Annotated in this window: 3 protein-coding genes (1 of these 3 cut by a window edge); all 3 read right to left on the minus strand. The window is 66.9% G+C overall.

The window, feature by feature from the left end:
- Tightly spaced (each overlapping or abutting the next), the 3 genes in view from GYB81_RS10255 to GYB81_RS10265 form a layout consistent with a single transcriptional unit that may run on beyond the window.
- Complete coding sequence (locus GYB81_RS10255; protein WP_161865537.1) at nt 1-1,422, minus strand: aspartate aminotransferase family protein; 1,422 nt, start codon at nt 1,420-1,422, stop codon at nt 1-3.
- Nucleotides 1,412-17,395: a non-ribosomal peptide synthase/polyketide synthase gene (locus GYB81_RS10260; protein WP_161897816.1), complete on the minus strand. Its 15,984-nt coding sequence runs from the start codon at nt 17,393-17,395 to the stop codon at nt 1,412-1,414. The genes GYB81_RS10255 and GYB81_RS10260 overlap by 11 nt, the downstream gene beginning before the upstream one ends.
- Nucleotides 17,392-22,267, minus strand: partial view of a non-ribosomal peptide synthetase gene (locus tag GYB81_RS10265; protein ID WP_161865639.1) — the 3' portion only. It continues 4,781 nt past the right edge of the window; 4,876 of the gene's 9,657 nt are visible here — the last part of the coding sequence; its start codon lies beyond the right edge, outside the window; the stop codon is at nt 17,392-17,394. Before GYB81_RS10265 ends, GYB81_RS10260 begins: the two co-directional genes overlap by 4 nt.

Below are 22,267 nucleotides of genomic sequence, written 5' to 3' on the forward strand. Positions count from 1 at the left end.
TCAGCGGCCAAGCACAGCGTCGAGGGCACTGGCGAAGATCTCCGCTACCTGATCCACCTGCGCCGCGGTGATAATCAGCGGCGGCAGCAGGCGCAAGACGCTGGAATGGCGCCCGCCCACCTCCAGAATCAAGCCCCGACGCAGGCACTGCTGCTGCACGGCCGAGGCCAGCGCGCGACTGTGTGGCGCATGGCCCATGGGGTCCGCCTTGCCCTGTGGATCGACCATCTCCACCCCGAGCATCAACCCCTTGCCGCGCACTTCGCCAATCTGCGGGTAGCGCGCCTGCAAGGCCTGCAGATGAGCACAGAGGCGTTCGCCCATGGCCGCGGCGTGCTGATCCAGACGCTCCTCGCGGATCAGGCGCAAGGTGGCCGCGCCTGCCGCCATCGCCATCTGGTTGCCACGGAAGGTGCCGGCGTGGGCGCCTGGCTGCCAGTGGTCGAGATCCTTGTGATAGACCACCACCGCCAGCGGCAGGCTGCCGCCGATGGCCTTGGACAGTACCAGCACGTCCGGCGTGATGCCGGCATGCTCGAAGGCGAACAGCTTGCCGGTGCGGCCGATGCCGCACTGCACCTCGTCGAGAATCAGCGGCATACCGGCCTCGCGGGTAATACGCCGAATGCCGCGCAACCAGTCGGCGGACGGGGCGATCACCCCGCCCTCGCCCTGTACCGTTTCGAGAATCATGCCGGCAGCCGGCAACACGCCACTTTCCGGGTCGCGCAGCTGGTTCTCGATGTAATGCAGGCCGACCCGTTCGCCCTCGGTACCGCCCAGACCGAACGGGCAGCGATAGCCGTAGGGGTACGGCAGCATCTGCACGCCACTGATCATGCCGTCCAGATACTGCTTGGGCCCCAGGCTGCCCATCAGGCTCAGGGCACCCTGGGTCATGCCATGGTAGGCGCCATGAAAGGCCAGCATCTGGCTACGTCCGGTGGCCGTGCGCACCAGCTTCAATGCCGCCTCCACCGCATCGGTGCCGGCCGGCCCGCAGAACTGGATGCGCGCATCGCGGGCGAACTCGGCCGGCAGACAGGCGAACAGCTCGTTGATGAATTCGTCCTTGGCTTCAGTCATCAGGTCCAGGGTGTGCAGCGGTCGCTTGCCATCGAGCAGGCCGCGAATGGCCTGCAGAACGACGGGATGGTTATGCCCAAGGGCCAGGGTGCCGGCACCGGCCAGACAATCGATGAACCAGCGTCCCTCGCTATCCTGCACATGGATGCCCTCGGCGCGGCGTAGCTCCAGCGGGATGCGCCTCGGATAGCTGCGCGCGTTGGACTCCACCTCGCTCTGGTGCTGCAGCCTGGCCGTGCTGGCGAAGCGGTAGTCGGCGCCACGCAGCGTGGCCTCCGGGCCAAGATCGAGCGCGACAGGCATGGGCAGCGGATCGTAATGCGGTTCAATTTGCATAATCGTGACTCTCCAGGCCCAGCGGCCGTGAGGATTGGTCGAGCGCGGCCAGTTGCCGGCTCAGGTGTGTGATGAAGGAGGGATCGCGGACGATGCCCAGGTGGTCGGCCTGAACCCAGCTCGACAAGTGCAACTCGCGGCCCAGCGCAGCCTGCAGCAGCGCCTCGCCATTGCGGTTGTTCTCCGGCGAATGCGCGGCCCACCAGGCCTGCACCGGGCTGCGCAGCGGCTGGATATGCCGATGCTGCGCGGCCAGCGCGTGCATGTGCCGCTCCAGGGCAAGCAACTGTTGCCAGTCGTCGCCTGTGGCCGAGGCCTCTGCCACGTCAGCGCGTGGTGCACGGGCCAGGCCGGCACCGGGGACGTAACCGTCCACCAGGCCGACGAAGGCCACCGTCTTGCCCAGGCGTTCCAACAGCCGGACCATGGCCAGCACCAGAGCACCGCCCATCGACCAGCCGAGCAGGTGGTAAGGCCCCTGCGGCTGGGTTTCCAGCATCACCCTGATGTAATCGCGGGCCATCTGTTCGAGGCTCTGATCACGCCAGGCCGGCTGCAGCAATTGCCGGTTCTGCAGGCCGAACACCTGCCAGTGCGGCGCCAGGGCGCGGGCCAAGGGGTAGTAGCCGACCAGCGTGCCGCTCACCGGATGAACGCAGAACAGCGTGGGTCGCCCGGCATCCGCCTGGTTCAGGCGCAGCAACGGGCTGGGCGCGGCAGCCGTCGTAGCTTCCTGGCGAGGGGCAGAAGCGGCCGGCGTGCCGTCGATCAGGGCTTGCAGTGCATCGCCCACCGCCGCCAGCAACGCCTCGATACGCTGCACGCGATGGCGCTGCGCACTGAATCGACAACTGAGGCTCAGACGACCGGCGAATACCTGGCCGTTGATCTCCAGCTCGCGGGTCAGCGCCGTGGCCGGGTCGACCAGGGTGCCCGGCGACTCGCTGGCGGGCGCGAAGTGACCATCGCCAAGCTGCGCATCGAACTGCCCCAGGTAGTTGAAGGCGATATCCGGCTCACCCAACTCGGCCAGGCTGCGCCGCTGTTCGGCGTTACCCAGGTGGCGCAGCAGGCCATAACCCAGGCCCTTGTTGGGCACGCTGCGCAGGCGCTGACGCACATCGGCCAGCGTCTGTGGCAGGGTTTCCTGCGGCTGCAGACGCAGCGGGTAGAGACTGGTGAACCAGCCCAGCGTACGCGCTATGTCCTGCTCGGCCTGTTCGTCGAGCCATTCGCGTCCATGCCCTTCCAGGGCAATCAGGCTGTCATCGAGGCCACTCCAACGACGCAACCCTTCGGCCAGCGCGGCGAGCAGCACTTCGTCCATGCGCGCATCCTGCTGTTTCAGGGTCTCGCGTAGCAGACGCCGGGTCTGCGCTTCGCTCAGTTGCCAGGTGCAGGTCTGCACCTGGGCATGGCTGGCTTCGCCGGCCGGGTGATCCACGGGCACACGCTGGCTGGCGCGCTGCGCCTGCCAGTAGCCCATCTCGCTGGCCAGTTGGGCTCCCTGCGCATGGCGCCAAAGGTGCTCGGCCCAGGTCTGGTAGCTGCCCGGCCTGTCACCGAGATCGACCGGCTGGCCGATCACAGCCTGCTGGTAGGCGCGGGCCAGATCATCCAGCAGGACGCGCCAGGAAACGCCATCGATGATCAGGTGATGAGCGGCGAGCAGCAGGCGTTGGCTGCCATCCGCCATGTCCGCGAGCAGCACTCGCAGCAGCGGGCCGTGCTGCAGATCAAGGCTGCGCTGTGCTGCCTCGCATTGCGCCAGCAGGGCTGCGTCCGAGTCGATGCGGCACTGCCAGAACAGCCGCTCGGCCTGCTCGTTGTCCCGGTAGAAGGCCTGCCAGTTGCCCGTTTCATCCTGACGGAAGGCCAGGCGTAGCGCATCGTGATGCTCGATCAGCCCCTGCAGCGCGCTCAGCAAATGGGCAGCGTGCAGTGGTCGGCGGACATCCAGCAGCAAGGCCTGATTCCAGTGCGCACGGTTGGCCATGGGCAAGGAGAAGAAATGCGCCTGGATCGGCGTCAGCGGCAGCTCGCCACTGGCGCGCGCCACCGCCACGGCTTGAGTGCCGAGCGGCGTCATCGCCGCAGCCAGATCGGCCAGACGCGGATGCTGGAACACCGCCTTGGGCGTCAGCTCCCAACCGGCCTTGCGCAGCCGTGTCACCAGGCTCAGGGACTGGATCGAATCACCGCCCAGGGCGAAAAACTGCGCATCGCGGCTGATCTGGCCAATACCGAGCAATTCGCTCCACAGCTCGGCCAGTAATTGCTCCTGCTCGGTGCGCGGCGCTTGGTACTCGCCCGCGTCCACCTGCGGCTCCGGCAGGCTCTGTCGGTCCAGCTTGCCGTTGGGCAGCAGCGGCAGGCGCTCCAGCGCCAGGATATGGCTCGGCACCATATGCGCCGGCAGGCGCTGCTTGAGCTGCGTTTTCAACTCGCTTTCACTCAAACCCTGGCCGCTGACGTAGCCCACCAGGCGCTTGCCTGCGGCACTGTCCTTGACCACCACCAGCGCTTCACCCACACCGGCGCAGGCTTTCAGCGCCGCCTCGACTTCACCGATCTCGATGCGGAAACCGCGCAGCTTGATCTGCTGATCCAGCCGACCCAGGTACTCCAGCTGGCCATCGGTGCCCAGGCGCACGCGGTCGCCGGTGCGGTACAGGCGCTCACCGGCGCGGTACGGATTGGGCACGAAACGCTCGGCGGTAGCGCCCGGTCGATCCAGATAACCACGAGCCAGCAGGCCGCCCAGGTACAGCTCTCCGGCCACGCCGACCGGCAACAAGTTGAGGTCTGCATCCAGCACGTAGCCCTGGCGCGCGCCGACGCGGTCGCCAATCGGCGCATGGGCGGTAGTGAAATCGGCCGTGGCCGCCGGCACTCGCCACAGAGTCGGGGTGACCACGGTTTCGGTTGGGCCGTAGCCGTTGATGATCCATTGCGGTTGCAGGCTGCGAATCACCTGGCGCAACAGCTCGCGGCTGAAGGCTTCACCGGCGAAGCAATAAGTCTTCACCCCAGGCGCTCGACCGCATTGCTCGGCCCATTCGGCCAGCTGGCGCAGGTAGCTCGGTGGCAAGGCCACCACGCTGATGCCTTCCGCGATCAGGCAGTCGTAGGTCTGCTGCACGCTCCACAGTTGCTGGTCGCGGATCACCACCCGCGCGCCATGGCTCAGTGGCGTCAGCCAGCGCTCGTGGGCGCCGTCGAAACTGACCGAGAGGAAATGCAGTTCGCGGTCCTCGGCGGTCAGTTCGTAACGCTCGCCAATCGCCTGGCAATGCAGGGCAATCGCACCATGAGCCACCGCAACGCCCTTGGGCTTGCCGGTGGAGCCGGAGGTGTAGATCAGGTAGGCCAGTTGCTCGGGATGGATATTCACCTCGGGCGCCTGCTCTGGCTGATCGTTCAACTCCAACTGATCGAGGTCAAGCACCTCGATACCGGTCACTTCAGGCAAACGTGGCAAGGCCGCCTGGTGGCTCAGCAGCAGCTTCACCCCGGCGTCTTCGAGCATGTAGCGCAGGCGCTCGCCGGGATAATCCGGGTCCAGCGGCACGTAGGCACCGCCGGCCTTGAGCACTGCCAGCAGTGCGACAAACAGGTCGATACCGCGCTCCAGCGCCACACCGACACGCACCTCGGCGTCGACGCCACGGGCGATCAGTTGATGGGCCAGACGATTGGCGCGAGCGTCCAGCTCGGCGAAGCTCAGGCGCTGCTGGCCATGAACCAGGGCAATGGCCGTCGGGCTCAGACGCGCCTGCTCGGCGATACGCTGTGGCAATAGCTGAGGGGTATCGGGAGCTGGAGAAGCATCATTCCAGTCCTCGACCTCGGCCACCTCCGACTCACTCAACAATGGCAGATCGGCCAGCGACGCCCGTGGCATACGGCACGCTCCATCGAGCAGATGTAGGAACCGGCCGGCCAGGCGCTCGACGCTGGAGGCGTCGAACAGATCGGTGGCGTAATCCAGGTAGGCCTCGATGCGGCCATCGGCCTGTTCGAGGGTGCCCAGCACCAGGTCGAAGTGAGCGCTCTGCCCCTGGCAGTCGAGGTTTTCGCACTGCAGGCCGGGCAACGTCTGCAGGGCGCTCTGGTCCTGCCGTTGATGGTTGTACGCCACCTGGAACAGCGGGTTGTGGCTCAGACTGCGCTCCGGCTGCAGGGCATCGACCAGCTGCTCGAAAGGCACATCCTGATGGGCCTGGGCACCAACCACCCGCGACTTGACCTGACGCAGCAGGTCGACGAACGAGTGCTGCGGATCTACTTCACTGCGAATCACCAGGGTGTTGACGAACAGGCCGATCAGCCCCTCGCTCTCGCCCTGGGTACGCCCGGCCACCGGCACGCCAATGCGCAGGTCGTGCTGGCCTGTCAGGCGATACAGCAGGCTCTGGTAGACCGCCAGGATCAGCATGAACGGCGTCACTTCGTGCAGTTGCGCCTGCTCACGCAGTCGTTCGGCCAGGCTGGCCGGCACGCTGAAGGCATGCCGCGCTCCCTGCCCCAGACGCACGGCCGGACGCGGCCGGTCTGCCGGCAGCTCCAGCAGCGGCTGTTCGCTGCCGAGCTGCTCGCGCCACCACTGCACCTGTTCGGCCAGACGACTGCCAGCAAGATGATCGCGCTGCCATAGGGCGTAGTCGGCGTACTGAATCGGCAGTGCCGCCTGCTCAACCGGCTGCCCTTCGGCATGGCCCCGATAGAGCGCGGCGAACTCGTCGAGCAGCACCTGGATCGACCAACCGTCGGCGATGATGTGATGCAGGCAGAGCACCAGTACATGCTGCTGCGAGCCCTCTTCGATCAGCGCCACACGCCAGGGCGGGCTCTGTTCCAGATCGAAGGGACGTCGATTAACGCCATCGATCTGCTGCCGCAGTTGCGCCTCGCCTTGCGCCTGCAGGCGCTCGATGACCACTGCTGCCGGCTGTTGCACACATTGCAAAGGCTCACCCGCATCGCCGCTGGTGAAGGTGGTGCGCAGGCTCTCATGGCGCTCGGCCAGGGTATCGAAGCTGCGTTGCAGCGCCTGGATATCCAATGCCCCCGTCAGGCGCACGGCGCAAGGCAGGTGGTAGGCCAGGCTGTCGGGCTCCAACTGGGCGAGGAACCACAGGCGCTGCTGAGCGAAGGACTGCGGGCTACGGGTTGCACGCTGGCGAGCCTGCAGACCGAAGTCAGGCGCAGCCTCGGCGGCCGCCAGCTGCAAGGCCTGGGCACTGAGAGTGCTGGCTTCGAAGGCGGCGCGTAGCGGCAGCTCGAGTTGCAGTTGGCGACGAATCTGCGACACCAGTTGCGTGGCCAGCAGCGAATGACCGCCGAGGGCGAAGAAGTCATCCTCACGCCCTACCCGTTCTACAGCCAATAGTTCCTGCCAGATGTTTGCGAGCTGGCTTTCCAGGCCGGGGCGCGGGGCCTGGTAATCGCGCTGGATGCGCTGCGGTTCCGGCAGAGCCTTACGCTCCAGTTTGCCATTGGGCGACAGCGGCAGACGTTCGAGCGGGACGAAGTAGCTCGGCACCATGAACTCTGGCAACCGCTGTTTCAGCCGCGCTCGCAGCTCGCTTTCGTCGTAATCGCCACCGACCACATAGGCCACCAGCTGTTGATCACGTACCAGCACCACCGCTTCGCTTAGCGCCGGATGTTCCAGCAGCGCGGCCTCGATCTCGCCCAGCTCGATACGCAGGCCACGCAGCTTCACCTGATGGTCGATACGACCGAGGTACTCCAGCACGCCCTCTTCGGTCCAGCGCGCCAGGTCGCCGCTGCGGTACAGACGCTGACCATCGCCGAAGGGGCTGGCGACGAAGCGTTCGGCGGTCAGCCCCGGACGACGGTGATAACCGCGAGCCAGGCCAATGCCACCGATATACAGCTCGCCAGCCACGCCAATCGGCTGCGGGTTGAGGCGTTCGTCGAGGATATGAATCTGCAGGTTGGCGATCGGTCGGCCAATCGGCACGCTGCGCCGTTCCTGGCCGCTGCAGCGCCAGTGGGTGACGTCGATGGCTGCTTCGGTCGGGCCATACAGGTTGTACAGCTCGGCATGCGGCAGCAGTTGCCGCGTGCTGCTGGCCAGTTCCGCCGGCAGCGCTTCACCGCTGCAGACGATACGCCGCAGGCTCTCGCAGCCGTGCAGCTCGCCATGGCCGACAAAGGCCGCCAGCATCGAGGGGACGAAGTGCAAGGTGCTGATGCCTTCGCGCGCGATCAGCTCGACCAGCTTGGCCGGATCGCGATGATCGCCCGGCTGCGCCACCACCAGGCGCGCACCGCTGATCAATGGCCAGAAGAACTCCCACACCGACACGTCGAAACTGAACGGGGTCTTCTGCAGCACCCGATCGTCAGCCGTCAGGTTGTAGGCCTGCTGCATCCAGGCCAGGCGGTTGTACAGTGCCGCATGGCTGTTGCCGGCGCCCTTGGGCTTGCCGGTGGAGCCGGAGGTGTAGATCAGGTAGGCCAGCTGCTCGGGGTGAATGTCCACCTCGGGCGCGGTCTGCGGCTCGCCGCTGACATCCAGATGATCGAGGTTGAGCACCTGTACGCCGCAGACGTCCGGCAGGCTGTCGATCACCGCCTCGTGGCTCAACAGCAGGCTGACGCCGGCATCCTCGAGCATGTAGCGCAGGCGTTCGGCCGGATATTCCGGGTCCATCGGCACGTAGGCGCCGCCCGCCTTGAGGATGGCGTACAGCGCCACCACCATCTCCACCGAACGCAGCGCCGCCACGCCCACCAGGCTGTCGCGGCTCACACCGAGCTTTTGCAGATGGTGAGCCAGCTGGTTGGCGCGCAGGTCCAGCTCGGCGTAGCTCAGACGCGGCTCGCCGAACACCAGGGCGATGGCCTGCGGCTGCGCCTGCACGCGCTTCTCGAACTGACGATGCACCGGCTCCACCGCGCCGTAATCGACGCGGGTGGCGTTGAAGCTGGTCAGGGCCAGGCGATCCTGATCATCGTCCAGGCGGTGCTCGCCGATGGCCAGCTGCGGCTGTTCCAGCAACTGCGCCAGCAAGCGGATAAAGCGCTGGTGCAGGCGTTCCACCGTCGCTGCCTCGAACAGATCCAGGGCGTAGTTCCAGTTGCCGCTGAACTGACCGTGGCGATCTTCCTGGGTGTTGAGCGCCAGGTCGAACTGGCTGCCGCCATCGGCTAGGGTCAGCACCTCGGCGTGCAGATCCTGCAACTGCCCCAGCGCTTCGTGGCGCACCTGCTGATGGTCATAGGCCACCTGGAACAGCGGGTTGTGGCTGAGGCTGCGCTCGGGCTGCAACGCCTCGACCAGTTGCTCGAAGGGCAGTTCCTGATGCGCCTGAGCCTCCAGGCTGGTGCGCCTGATCTGCTCGACCAGCGCCGTGAAGCTCCGCTGCGGAGCAACCTCGCTGCGCAGCACCTGGGTGTTGACGAACAAGCCGATCAGCCCTTCGACCTCGGTGCGCGTACGCCCGGCGATGGGCACGCCGACGCGCAAATCGCGCTGGCCGCTCAGGCGATGCAGCAACACCTTGTAGGCGCCCAGCAACACCATGAAGGGCGTCGCGTTCTGCGCCTGGGCCAATTCGCGCAGGCGCTCGCCCAGTGCCGCGCCGAGACGGAAATGCACCCGCCCACCGCGAAAACTCTGCCGCGCCGGTCGCGGATGGTCGCAAGGCAGTTCCAGCAGCGGCTGCTCGTCGCCCAGCTGCTCGCGCCAGTAGGCCAGTTGCCGCGCGCCTTCGCCGCCCGCCAGCCACTCTCGCTGCCAGGCCGCGTAATCGGCGTATTGCACGGCCAGCGCCGGCAGTGCAGCCGCCACGCCAGCGCGGGCGGCGTTGTACAGGGCGGCGAATTCGGCGAGCAGAATTTGCACGGACCAGCCATCGGACAGCAGGTGATGCAGGCACAGCAGCAGGCGCTGCTCGCCCGGCTCCAGGGTCACCAGGGCAACACGCCAGGGCGGCGACTGCTGCAGCTCGAAAGGCTTTTCCATAAATGCCCGCGCCAGGGCCTGGAAGGCGTGCTCGCCCCTGGCCTGGAGCATCTCCAGATTCACCGACGCCTGCGGCTGTATGCATTGCAGCGGCTGGCCTTCGGCGTCCTGAGTGAAGGTGGTACGCAGAATCCAGTGACGCTCGGCCAGGGCTTCGAAGGCCTGCTGCAGCGCCTGCCGGTCCACCTCACCACGCAGACGCAGCACGCCCGGCAGGTGGTAGGCACTGCTGCTCGGCTCCAGTTGCTGGAGGAACCATAGGCGCTGCTGAGCGAAAGACTGTGGCGCCTGCGTTCGCTCGCCGCTGGCCTGCAGAGGCAGGTCGACAGCGCTTCCAGCCTGTTCTAGCCGCCTGGCCAGATCGCTGAGCAGCGGCGCCTCGAACACGGCGCGCAGCGGCAAATCCAGCCCGTGCGCATGGCGCAGGCGGGAGATCAGTTGCGTCGCCAGCAGCGAGTGACCGCCCAATTCGAAGAAGTGATCGTCACGGCCGATACGCGGCTGCTCCAGCAACTCGCTCCACAGCTCAGCCAGCAACTGTTCCTGCTCGGTGCGCGGTGCCTGGTACTCGCCCGCCTCCACCTGTGGCTCCGGCAGGCTCTGCCGGTCCAGCTTGCCGTTGGGCAACAGCGGCAGGCGCTCCAGTGCCAGGATATGACTCGGCACCATATGCGCCGGCAGGCGCTGCTTGAGCTGCGCTTTCAGTGCACTCTCGCTCAGCCCCTGACCGCTGACGTAGCCCACCAGGCGCTTACCTGCGGCACTGTCCTTGACCACCACCAGCGCTTCGCCAACACCGGCACAGGCTTTCAGCGCCGCCTCGACTTCACCGATTTCGATGCGGAAGCCGCGCAGCTTGATCTGCTGATCCAGCCGACCCAGGTACTCCAGCTGGCCATCGGTGCCCAGGCGCACGCGGTCGCCGGTGCGGTACAGGCGCTCACCGGGGCGATACGGATTGGGCACGAAGCGCTCGGCGGTAGCAGCCGGCCGATCCAGATAACCACGAGCCAGCAGGCCGCCCAGGTACAGCTCGCCGGCCACGCCGACCGGCAACAGGTTGAGGTCTGCATCCAGCACGTAGCCCTGGCGCGCGCCGACGCGGTCGCCAATCGGCGCATAGGCGGTAGTGAAATCGGCCGTGGCCGCCGGCACTCGCCACAGAGTCGGGGTGACCACGGTTTCGGTTGGGCCGTAGCCGTTGATGATCCATTGCGGTTGCAGGCTGCGAATCACCTGGCGCAACAGCTCGCGGCTGAAGGCTTCACCGGCGAAGCAATAAGTCTTCACCCCAGGCGCTCGACCGCATTGCTCGGCCCATTCGGCCAGCTGGCGCAGGTAGCTCGGCGGCAAGGCCACCACGCTGATGCCTTCTGCGATCAGGCAGTCGTAGGTTTGCTGCACGCTCCACAGCTGCTGGTCGCGGATCACCACCCGCGCGCCATGGCTCAGTGGCGTGAGCCAGCGCTCGTGGGCGCCGTCAAAGCTGACCGAAAGGAAATGCAGCTCGCGATCCTCGGCGGTCAGTTCGTAACGCTCGCCAATGGCCTGGCAATGCAGTGCAATGGCGCCGTGGGCCACGGCTACGCCCTTGGGCTTGCCAGTGGAGCCGGAGGTGTAGATCAGGTAGGCCAGTTGCTCGGGATGGATATTCACCTCGGGCGCCTGCTCTGGCTGATCGTTCAACTCCAACTGATCGAGGTCAAGCACCTCGATACCGGCCACGTCGGGCAGGCGTGGCAGACACGCCTGGTGGCTCAGCAGCAGCTTCACCCCGGCGTCTTCGAGCATGTAACGCAGGCGCTCTTCGGGGTAGTCCGGGTCCAGCGGCACATAGGCGCCGCCGGCCTTGAGCACCGCCAGCAGGGCGACGAACAGCTCGATACCGCGCTCCAGCGCCACGCCAACGCGCACCTCGGCGTCGACGCCACGGGCGATCAGCTGATGGGCCAGACGATTGGCGCGGGCTTCCAGCTCGGCGAAGCTCAGGCACCGCTGGCCGTGCACCAGGGCAATGGCCGTTGGGCGCAGACGGGCCTGCTCGGCGATACGCTGAGGCAATAGCTGAGTGGTATCGGGAGCTGGAGAAGCATCATTCCAGTCCTCGACCTCGGCCACCTCGCTTTCATCCAGCAAGGGCAGTTCACCGATGCAGCGCTGCGCATCGGCGCACAGGGCTTGCAGCAGTCGCTCGAACTGGCGACTCATGCCGGCGATCTGCCGGTCGCTGAAATGCGCGCGCTGATAATGCCAGTGCACCTGCAGTTCGTTGCCGGACATCACCGCCAGGCTCAGCGGGTAATGGGTCTGCTCGTGCGCCTGCAGATTGGTGAAGCGCAAGCCTTCGCCCTGCCCCTGCAGCACCTGATCCACCGGGTAGTTCTCGAACACCAGCAGGGTGTCGAACAGCTCGCGCCCGGCGTGGCCGGCCAGTTGTTGCAGGCGGAACAGCGGCACCTGCTCGTGCTCGCGCAGCGCCAGGTTGTGCGCCTGCAGCGCGTCGAGCCAGTCACCGACAGGCTCATGAGGCTGCGGCGCCTGCACCACCGGCAGGGTATTGACGAACAGGCCAAGCATGTGTTCGATGCCCGCCACACTCGCCGGCCGCCCCGCTACGGTGGCACCGAAGGCGACCTGACGGCGCCCGCAATAACGCTGCAGAAGCAGCGTCCAGGTCGCCTGGATCAGGGTATTGAGGGTGATGCGTCGAGCCTTGGCAAAGGCTTCCAGTTCAGCACGCGGCAGGTTCAGGATATGCACGCCGCTGCCGCTTGCAGACAACTCGCTGCGCAGACTGCCAGTCAGCAGCGTCGGCTCATCGAAGCCCTGCAGCTGCTCACGCCAGAACGCCTCGCTGACAGCGAGATCCTGGCGTTGCAGCCAGGCCAGGTAATCCGGGTAATGCCCGACCTCGTGCGCGCCGCCCTCGCCGCGCGTGTCCTGCAGTACCTGCGCCAGCAGCGCGGCACTGCTCCAGCCGTCGAGCAGGATATGGTGCAGGGTCCAGATCAGTTGATGACGCCCTTCCCCCAGGCGTACCAGCACCAGACGCATCAGCGGTGGCCGCGTCAGGTCGAATGGCGTCTCGCGCTCCTCGCGCAGCAGTGCCTGAAGATCGAGGTCGCTTCCCTCCAGTTCGCGAATCGTCAGCTGCGTCTCGCGCTGCACCAGCTGCACCGCCTGTTGATCGGCGCCCAGGCGCAGGAATGCTGCGCGCAGCAGCGGATGGCGATGTAGCGCAGCCGCCCAGGCCGCCTTGAAACGCGCCACCGGCAAGCCCTCGACCTCCAGGCTGAGCTGATTGACGTAGGCACCATCGGCCACCTGCAGTTCGCTGTGGAACAACAGGCCCTGCTGCATCGGTGTCAGCGGATAGATGTCTTCGATCTGCCGGGCCGGTAGCGGCAGGCTGTCGAGATCGGCCTGGCTGAGCGGCACGAAGGGGAAATCGCTGGGGGTGACAGCCGCCTGCGTGCAGCAGTGCTGCACCAGCTCGACGAGCGCGCAGCGGTACGCCTCGAGCAGTTCGACGATGCGCTCGCGGTCGAAGCGCTCATGGCTGAAGGTGCAGGTGAACTGCAGGCAGCCGCCCGTGACGCGACCGTCCAGAGCAAGGGCACAGGCCAGCGGTGCGCTGGCGTCGCGTTGTGCGCCGGACGCTTCCTCAGCCAGAGCGAACAACTGCCCGCTGGTCTGCAGGCGGCCCAGGTAGTTGAACAGCAGCGCATCATCCAGCGCCGGCAGGTCCTCGCCCTGCAGGTATTTCAGCAGGCCGTAACCGATGCCGCCGCGCGGCACCCGGCGCAGGTTCTCCTTGGTGCCCTTGAGGGTCGCATCCCAGTCATCACCGGCCTGCAGCAGCAGCGGGTAGAGGCTGGTGAACCAGCCCAGGGTCTGGCTCAGGTCCAGCGCCTCGAACAGCGCTTCGCGGCCATGGCCTTCGAGGGCGATCAGGGTTTGCGCCTGCCCGTTCCAGTCACGCAGGGCATGGGCCAGCGCACTGAGCAGCAGGTCGTTGATCTGCGTGCGGTACGCCGCCGGCGCCTGTGTCAGCAGCGCCTCGGTGGTGGTGAGGTCGAGCTGCACCTCCAACCGTTCAGCGCAGGCCGTCAGGTTGCGCCCTTGCGGGTGGTCGCAGGGCAGCCCACGATCAGCCGGCAGTGCCTGCCAGTAAGCGCGTTCGGCGGCCACTTCGGGGCTGGATGCATAGGCCGCCAGACGCTCGCTCCAGCTCTGCCAGGCACTGCTCTTGCGCCCCAGATCGGCAGCAGCGCCCACACCCAGCTGCGCGTAGGCACGCTGCAGGTCATCGAGCAGGATGCGCCAGGAAACGCCATCGATCACCAGGTGATGGACCACCAGCAACAGGCGTTCACCGCCTTCGTGCAACTGCACCAGCACGGGGCGTAGCAGCGGGCCATGGCTCAGATCGAGGCTGGCCTGCACCTCGTCGCACAGCGCGCTCAGCTCGGCCAGGCTGCAGCGCTCGACGCGCAGTTCGAGCGTTTCGGGCTCAGCCGCATAGTGCTGGCGCCAGCTGTCGCCTTGCTGCTGGAAACGCAGGCGCAAGGCGTCGTGTTGCTCCAGCACGGCCTGCAGGGCAGCGCTCAGGCGCTGCGGATGCAGCGGCTCGCGTGCACTGAGCAGCACGGACTGATTCCAGTGCTGACGATTGTTCATCGGCTGGGTGAAGAACCAGTGCTGGATCGGCGTCAGCGGGATGTCGCGCTGACTGTCGATGACGCAGCCCGACGTCTCGGCGCTGCGGGTTGCGAACTGGGCCAGTTCGGCGATGCTCTGGCGTTCGAACAGCTGCCGTGGCGTCAGCTCAATGCCCTGACGGCGGGCACGGGCAATGATCTGCAGGCTGAGAATGGAGTCGCCACCCAGTTCGAAAAAGTTGTCGTCGCGACCTACCCGTTCCACGCCCAGCAGTTCCTGCCAGATGTTTGCGAGCTGGCTTTCCAGCCCGGGGCGCGGCGCCTGGTAATCGCGCTGAACGCGCTGCGGTTCCGGCAGCGCCTTGCGCTCCAGCTTGCCGTTGGGCGACAGCGGCAGGCGTTCGAGCTGCATCACATGGCTCGGCAGCATGAACTCGGGCAGGCGCTGTTTCAGCCGCGCCCGCAGCTCGACCTCGTCGTAATCGCTGCCGACCACATAGGCCACCAGTTGTTGGTCGCGCACCAGCACCACCGCTTCGCGTAGCGCCGGGTGTTCCAGCAGCGCGGCTTCGATCTCGCCCAGTTCGATGCGTAGACCGCGCAACTTCACCTGATGATCGATACGGCCCAGGTATTCCAGCACGCCCCCTTCGGTCCAGCGCGCCAGGTCACCGCTGCGGTACAGACGCTGGCCATCGCCGAAGGGGCTGGCGACGAAGCGTTCGGCGGTCAGCCCCGGACGACGGTGGTAACCCCGCGCCAGGCCGACACCACCGATATACAGCTCCCCTGCTACGCCGATGGGCTGCGGGTTGAGGCGTTCGTCGAGGATATGGATCTGCAGGTTGGCGATCGGCCGACCAATCGGCACGCTGCGCCGTTCCTGGCCGCTACAGCGCCAGTAGGTCACGTCGATGGCCGCTTCGGTCGGGCCATACAGGTTGTACAGCTCGGCCTGCGGCAGCAGTTGCCGCGTGCTGCTGGCCAGTTCCGCCGGCAGCGCTTCACCGCTGCAGACGATACGCCGCAGGCTCTCGCAGCCGTGCAGCTCGCCATGACCGACAAAGGCCGCCAGCATCGAGGGCACGAAGTGCAAGGTGCTGATGCTCTCGCGCGCGATCAGCTCGACCAGCTTGGCGGGATCGCGATGATCGCCCGGCTGCGCCATCACCAGGCGCGCGCCCGTGATCAGCGGCCAGAAGAATTCCCACACCGACACGTCGAAGCTGAACGGGGTTTTCTGCAGCACTCGATCTTCAGTCGTCAGGTTGTAGGCCTGCTGCATCCAGGCCAGGCGGTTGTACAGCGCCGCATGGCTGTTGCCGGCGCCCTTGGGCTTGCCGGTGGAGCCGGAGGTGTAGATCAGGTAGGCCAGTTGCTCGGGATGAATCGCTACGTCGGGCGAGGTATGCGGCTCACCGCTGACATCCAGATGATCGAGATTGAGCACCTGCACGCCGCTCACCTGCGGCAGGCTGTCGATCACCGCATCATGGCTCAGCAACAAACTCACACCAGAGTCTTCAAGCATGTAGCGCAAGCGTTCGGCCGGATACTCCGGGTCCATCGGCACGTAGGCGCCGCCGGCCTTGAGGATGGCGTACAGCCCCACCACCATCTCCACCGAACGCAGCGCCGCCACGCCCACCAGGCTGTCGCGGCTCACACCGAGCTTTTGCAGATGGTGAGCCAGCTGGTTGGCGCGCAGGTCCAGCTCGGCGTAGCTCAGACGCTGCTCGCCGAACACCAGGGCGATGGCCTCAGGCTGCGCCTGCACGCGGCGTTCGAACTGACGGTGCACCGGCTCGACCGCGCCGTAATCGACGCGGGTGGCATTGAAGCTGGTCAGGGCCAGGCGATCCTGATCATCGTCCAGGCGGTGCTCGCCGATGGCCAGTTGCGGCTGTTCCAGCAACTGCTCCAGCAGGCGGATAAAGCGCTGGTGCAGACGCTCGACCGTGGCTGCCTCGAACAGATCCAGGACGTAGTTCCAGTTGCCGGCCAGCTCCTCGCCCGGGCCTTCCCAGGTGTGCAGGGCCAGGTCGAACTGCGCGCTGCCGCTGTCCAGCGCGATCAGCTCGGCACGCAGATCGGCCGTCAGTTGCAGGCTGTCCTGCGGGCGCTGCTGGTGGTTGTACAGCACCTGGAACAGCGGGTTATGGCTGAGGCTGCGCTCGGGCTGCAACGCCTCGACCAGTTGCTCGAAGGGCAGCGCCTGATTCGCCTGGGCACCCTGCGCCGTGCGCAGCACCTGCGCCAGCAGTGCGTTGAAACTCTGCTCGCCGCTCAGCTCGCTGCGCAACACCTGGGTGTTGACGAAGAAGCCGATCAGCCCCTGGGTTTCGCTCTGCGTACGCCCGGCAATGGGCACGCCGACACGCAGGTCGCGCTGGCCGCTCAGGCGATGCAGCAACACCTTGTAGGCCGCCAACAGCACGGTGAACGGCGTGCAGCCCTGTTGCCGCGCCAGCTCGCGCACGCGCGCGGCAAGCGCGGACTCCACGCGAAAGGCCAGGCGCGCGCCACGAAAGCTCTGCTGCGCCGGGCGCGAATGATCGCAAGGCAGCTCCAGCAACGGCTGCTCGTCGCCCAGTTGCTCACGCCAGTAGGCCAGTTGCCGCTCGCCTTCACCGGCATCCAGGCAGGCGCGCTGCCACAGGGCATGGTCGGCGTAGCTCAGCGGCAGCTCGGTGAGTGCGGCAGGCTCGCCCTGCACACGCGCGCGGTAGAACTGCGCCAGCTCGGTCAACAACAGCTGGATCGACCAGCCGTCGGCGATGATGTGGTGCAGACAGACCAACAGCACATGCCTTTGCTCGTCCTCGCGCAGCAGGCCGATGCGCCACAGCGGCGCCTGTTCGAGGTCGAACGGACGTTGGGCAAACTCTCGCGCCAGGGCGGCAAAGTCATCGCCCTGCAGCGGTTCCAGGGTCAGTGCCGGCGCCGCGTCGATGCACTGGCGCGGGTTGCCGTCGGCATCGGCGAAGAAACGCGTGCGCAGGCTCGCATGACGTTGCGCCAGATCGCTGAAGGCGCCCAGCAACGCGGTCTCGTCCAATGGCCCCTGCAACTGCAGGGCGCCCGGCAGGTGATAGGCGCTGTTGCACGGCTGCAGCTGTTCGAGGAACCACAGGCGCTGCTGCGAATAGGACAGCACGCTGCCCTCGGCATCGGCCGCTCCTGGCGGAATCGGCAGTGCCGAGGCCTCTAGCCCCTGCTCGCGCAGCTTGTCGAGGAAGGCGCGGCGCTGCTGCGGCGCCAGGCCGAGAAAGCGACGCGACAGCAGCAGGGCTTTGTCATGCAACAGATTCACTGAATTTCCTCCAGAGCGCTCATCAGGTCGTCGAGCGCATCCAGCCGTTCATCGTTGAGGGCCTGGCTTTCCAGGCTGCGGATCAGGCTGGCCATGCTGGCCACGGTGGTAGCCTCGAACGCCTGCGCCAGCGGCACCGTGACGCCGCGCGTTTCGCGGATAAGCGCCAGCAGGCGGGTGGCCAGCAGCGAGTGGCCGCCGAGTTCGAAGAAGTGGTCGTGACGGCCGACCTGCTCCACCTTGAGCAGGTCACGCCAGAGTTGCGCCAGGTGCTGCTCCAGCTCGCCCTGGGGCGCCTCGACGCTGCGTACCTGCGCCTGTGGCGCCGGCAGTGCGCGGCGATCCAGCTTGCCGTTGGCGTTGAGCGGCAGGCACGGCAACAGGATGATCTGCGCCGGTACCATGAAGGCTGGCAACTGCGCAGCCAGGGCCTCGCGCAGCGCCTGTAGCTCGACCTGCCGGCCGGCCTCGGCCACGCCATAGGCGATCAGCTGCGTACCGGCAGCCCCTTCGTGAGCGAGCACCACGGCCTGGCGCAAGGGCGCGCTGGCCAGTAGGCAGGCTTCGATCTCGCCCAGCTCGATGCGCTGGCCACGGATCTTCACCTGGAAGTCCACCCGGCCGACGTATTCGAGCTGGCCCTCGGCATTCCAGCGCGCCAGGTCGCCACTGCGATACAGACGCTCGCCCGCTGCGCCAAAGGGGTCGGGCACGAAGCGTTCGGCCGTCAGCCCCGGGCGCGCGGCATAGCCACGGCCCACACCGGTGCCGCCGATGTACAGCTCGCCGACCACACCGCTGGGCAGCAGCTCGAGGTCGCCACCCAGCACGTACAGGCGGTTGTTGTCGGTGGGCTGGCCAATGGCGATGAGCTGTCGCCGTGGCGGCGCCGCATCCAGGCGGTAAAGCGCCACGTCATCGGCGCACTCGGCCGGGCCGTAGGCGTTGATCATCGGCACCTGCGGGTAGCGGGCGAACCAGCGCGTGGCCAGCTCATGACTCAGCGCCTCGCCGGTGGGCAACAGCCAGCGCAGCGCCGGCAGCGCCACGGGCGACGCGTCGAGCATGCCGTCGATCACCGCCGGCACCGCCTCCAGCACGCTTACCCCGGTATCAGCGACGCACGCGAGCAGGGCCTGCGGATCATGGGTGATGGCATCCGGGATGATCTCCAGCGCGCCACCGAACAGCGGTGCCGTGAGCAGCTGCCAGACCGAGATATCGAAGCCGGTGGCGGCGGTCTGGGCGATCACGTCCGCTTCGCCGAGTTGCAGGTAAGGCACCTTGGCCAACTGGTTGTTGAGCATGCCGCGCTGGTTGACCATCACTCCCTTGGGCTCGCCGGTGGAGCCGGAGGTGTAGATCAGGTAGGCCAGGTGCTCGGGGCCGGCGTAGCGCCCGGGATTGTCGCGGCGGCCGTGCTCCAGCAAGTCTTCATAGACCAGAACGCGCGGCGGCTGCGGCAGTTCGGCGAGCATCGCCTTAACCTGCGCCAGTTGCTCCCGCGGGGTGATCAGCACCGGCGCGGCGCTGCTGGCCAACATGCGCGCGCTGCGCGCCGGCGGATGGCGCTCGTCCAGCGCCAGGTAGGCAGCACCGGCCTTGAAGGCGCCGATGATCAGGCTCAGCAGCGGCAGACCACGGGGCGCAAACAGCGCCACCACGTCATCGAACTGCACACCGCACTCGATCAGGCCATGACCGATACGGTTGGCCCGCTCGTTGAGCGCGAAGTAGGACAGCGTCTGCCCCTGGCAGCGGGCGACAGTACGTGCGCCCTGCTGCTCGACCTGCGCCTCGAAACGCGCCAGGTAGCTTTGCGCATACCATTGCGGCTGCATCTCGCCCTGGCCCAGCTGGCACAGGGCGGCGCGCTCGCTGTCATCGAGCAGGCGCAGCTCGCTCAAGGGACGCTGCGGCGCCTCGCTCAGCTGCAGCAGCAGACGACGGAAATGCCCGACTACTACCTGCATGTCGACCACGGCGAACTGCTGGGTATCGAAGCTCAGTTGCAGGGTCAGACTGGCACCCGGCAGCAGCACTACGGTCAACGGATAGTTGGTGTGGGTGCGGTTGGCCAGCGGCGTGATGCGGTAGGTTTCGACGGCCTCCTGCACCTCGCCACCGAGCGGCACGTTCTCGAACACGAACAGGCTGTCGAACAGCGGCTGGCCGCGCGGGGTGTCGGCGAGGTTCTGCACCTCGGCCAGAGACAACTGCTCATGCTGACGCATGCCGGCATTCTGCGCCTGCAGCGCTTGCAGCAATTGCAGCCCGGTCGCGCCCGCGCCCGGCACTCGGACGCGCAGCGGCAAGGTATTGATGAAAAGCCCCAGCGCCTCTTCGATGCCCTCAAGCTCAGTCGGGCGCCCGGCCACGGTGACGCCGAACAGCACGTCGTCGCGCCCGCTGTAGCGCATCAGCAGCAGCGCCCAGGCGGCCTGAACGAAGGTGTTGACGGTCAGCTGATGACGCCGCGCCTGCTCGGCCAGGGAGCGGGTCTGCTCGGCATCGAGCGCGAGGCTGACGTCATGCATGCCCGCCTCGCCCTGCTGGTGGCGATAAGGCAGTGGCGTGACCGTGTCGAAGCCGGCCAGCTCGTCTCGCCAGTAGCGACGACTGGACGCCTCGTCCTGGCGTGCGAGCCAGGCGATGAAGTCGCGATAGGGTCGCGCCGGCGGCAGTTGCAGGCTGCGCCCAAGCAGGCGAGCGCGGTACTGGGCGAAGAACTCGGCCAGCATCAGGCCGCGGCACCAGGCGTCGATCAGCACATGGTGATGGCTCTGCACGATGCGCAGATCGGCGTCGGCGAACTTCACCAGGCGCAGGCGCAGCAAAGGCGCCTGAGTGAAATCGAAGCCGCGCTGACGCTCCTCGCGCAGGATCGCCTGCAACCTGGCCTCGGCTTCATCGCGCGGCAGCTCGCTGAAGTCGAGGAACTGCACGGGCGAAGGCACCTGGCGCAGCACCAGCTGATGCGGCGTCCCTTCCAGGTTGCAGAAGGCCGTGCGCAACGCCGGGTGACGCTGCACCACCTGCTGCCAGGCATGGGTGAAGGCCTCCACATCCAGGGCACTGGCCACGGCGTACTGGTCCTGCATCAGGTAGATGCCGCTGCCCTGCTCCAGCTGGCTGTGCAGGAGAATGCCCTGCTGCATCGGCGCCAGCGGGAACAGATCCTCGATCTGCTGCGGCGCATAAGGCAAGGCGTCGAGTTGCGCCTGACCGAGCGTTGCCAGCGGGAAATCGGAAGGCGTCAGGCCACCGGCTCCGGGCGCGCAGCAATGCTCGATCAACTGCCGCAGCGCCTGCTCGTACAGATCCAGCAAACGCTCGACGGTGCTCGTCTCGAAGCGCGCACGGCTGTAGGTCAGCATCAGTTGCAGGCAACCGCCACGCACCTGACCGTCGATGGCCAGGGCATTGGCCAGCGGGCCGCTGCCGTCGCGTGGCGCGCCGCTCGCTTCGTCAGCCAGACGCCAGCGTGCACCGGCCTGGTCATCGAAACGGCCCAGGTAGTTGAAGGTCAATCCCTGTCCCGTCAGCTCCTCCAGCGGAGCCTTGGCCAGATACTTGAGCACGCCGTAGCCGATGCCCTTGTCCGGCACCTGACGCAGCCCCTCCTTGACCTGCTTGAGGGTCGTGCCAAGGTCATCCCCGGCCTGCAGCGCCACGGGGTACAGACTGGTGAACCAGCCCAGCGTGTGGCTCAGGTCGAGCTGATCGTCCTCGCGGCCATGGCCCTCCAGGCTGATTACCGTACGCCGGCGCCCACTCCACTGCCACAAGGCCTGGGCCAGCGCCGCCAGCAGCACGTCGTTGATCTGCGTGCGGTAGGCCGCCGGCACTTCGCCGAGCAGGCGCGCAGTGATGGCAGCATCTAGCTGCAGCTGCAATTGGCCGGCATCGGCGACCTTGGCGCTGCCTTCGGGCCGTTCGCAGGGCAGACAGGCTTCGGCGGCGCTGAAACCCTGCCAATACTCCAGTTGCGTCGCCAGCTGCGGGCTGCTGGCCAGGGCCTGCAGATGCGCCGACCATTGCTGGAAGCTGGTCGCAACGGCGGCGAGGCTGATCGCCTGCCCGGCCAGTCGCTGCGCGTAGGCCTGCTGCAGATCCTCGAGCAGCACGCGCCAGGACACGCCATCGACCGCCAGATGGTGGACGGCCAGCAGCAGGCGGTTAAGCCCGTCCGGCAACTGCGCCAGTACCGCGCGCAGCATTGGGCCGCGCTCGATATCAAGGCTGCGCTGGGCTTCGTCGCACAGCGCCGACAGGTCTTCGTTGGCGGCCACCTGGCATACCCACAAAAGCTCCTGCGTCGGCTGCACGTCACGATAGCGCTGCTGCCTATTGCCCTGCGCATCGCGCTGGAAGCTCAGGCGCAGGCTGGCGTGATGACGCACCACGGCCTGAAGCGCTTCCCCCAGTGCACGGGCGTCGAGCGGCTCCTCCGCCGCCAGCAGCAAAGACTGGTTCCAGTGGCCGATGCGCGCCGGAGGCTGGGCGAAGAAGCGTGCCTGAATCGGTGTCAGGGCGAAGGCGTCGGTCACCTCTGCGCTGGCACTTGCGGGTGCCGCCGGCGTCTCTGCCACGACGGCGACCTGCGCCAGTTCGGCGATGCTCTGCTTCTCGAACAACTGCTTGGGCGTCAGGCGAATACCCTGGCGTCGCGCTCGGGCGATGATCTGCAGACTGAGGATGGAGTCGCCGCCAAGGGCGAAGAAGTTGTCGTGACGGCCGACGCGCTCGACCTTCAGCACCTGCTGCCAGAGCGCTGCTAGTTGCGCTTCGACGCCCTCGTGCGGCGCCTCGAAGCCCTGCTCTGCCGCCTGCGGCTGCGGCAGCGCCTGACGGTCGAGCTTGCCATTGGCG

The sequence above is a fragment of the Pseudomonas yangonensis genome, from assembly GCF_009932725.1.
Classification (GTDB): Bacteria; Pseudomonadota; Gammaproteobacteria; order Pseudomonadales; family Pseudomonadaceae; genus Aquipseudomonas; species Aquipseudomonas yangonensis.

Coding starts and splice junctions, on each gene's coding strand:
- GYB81_RS10255 (WP_161865537.1), bottom strand. CDS start 1,422: ATGCAAATTGAACCGCATTACGATCCGCTGCCCATGCCTGTCGCGCTC.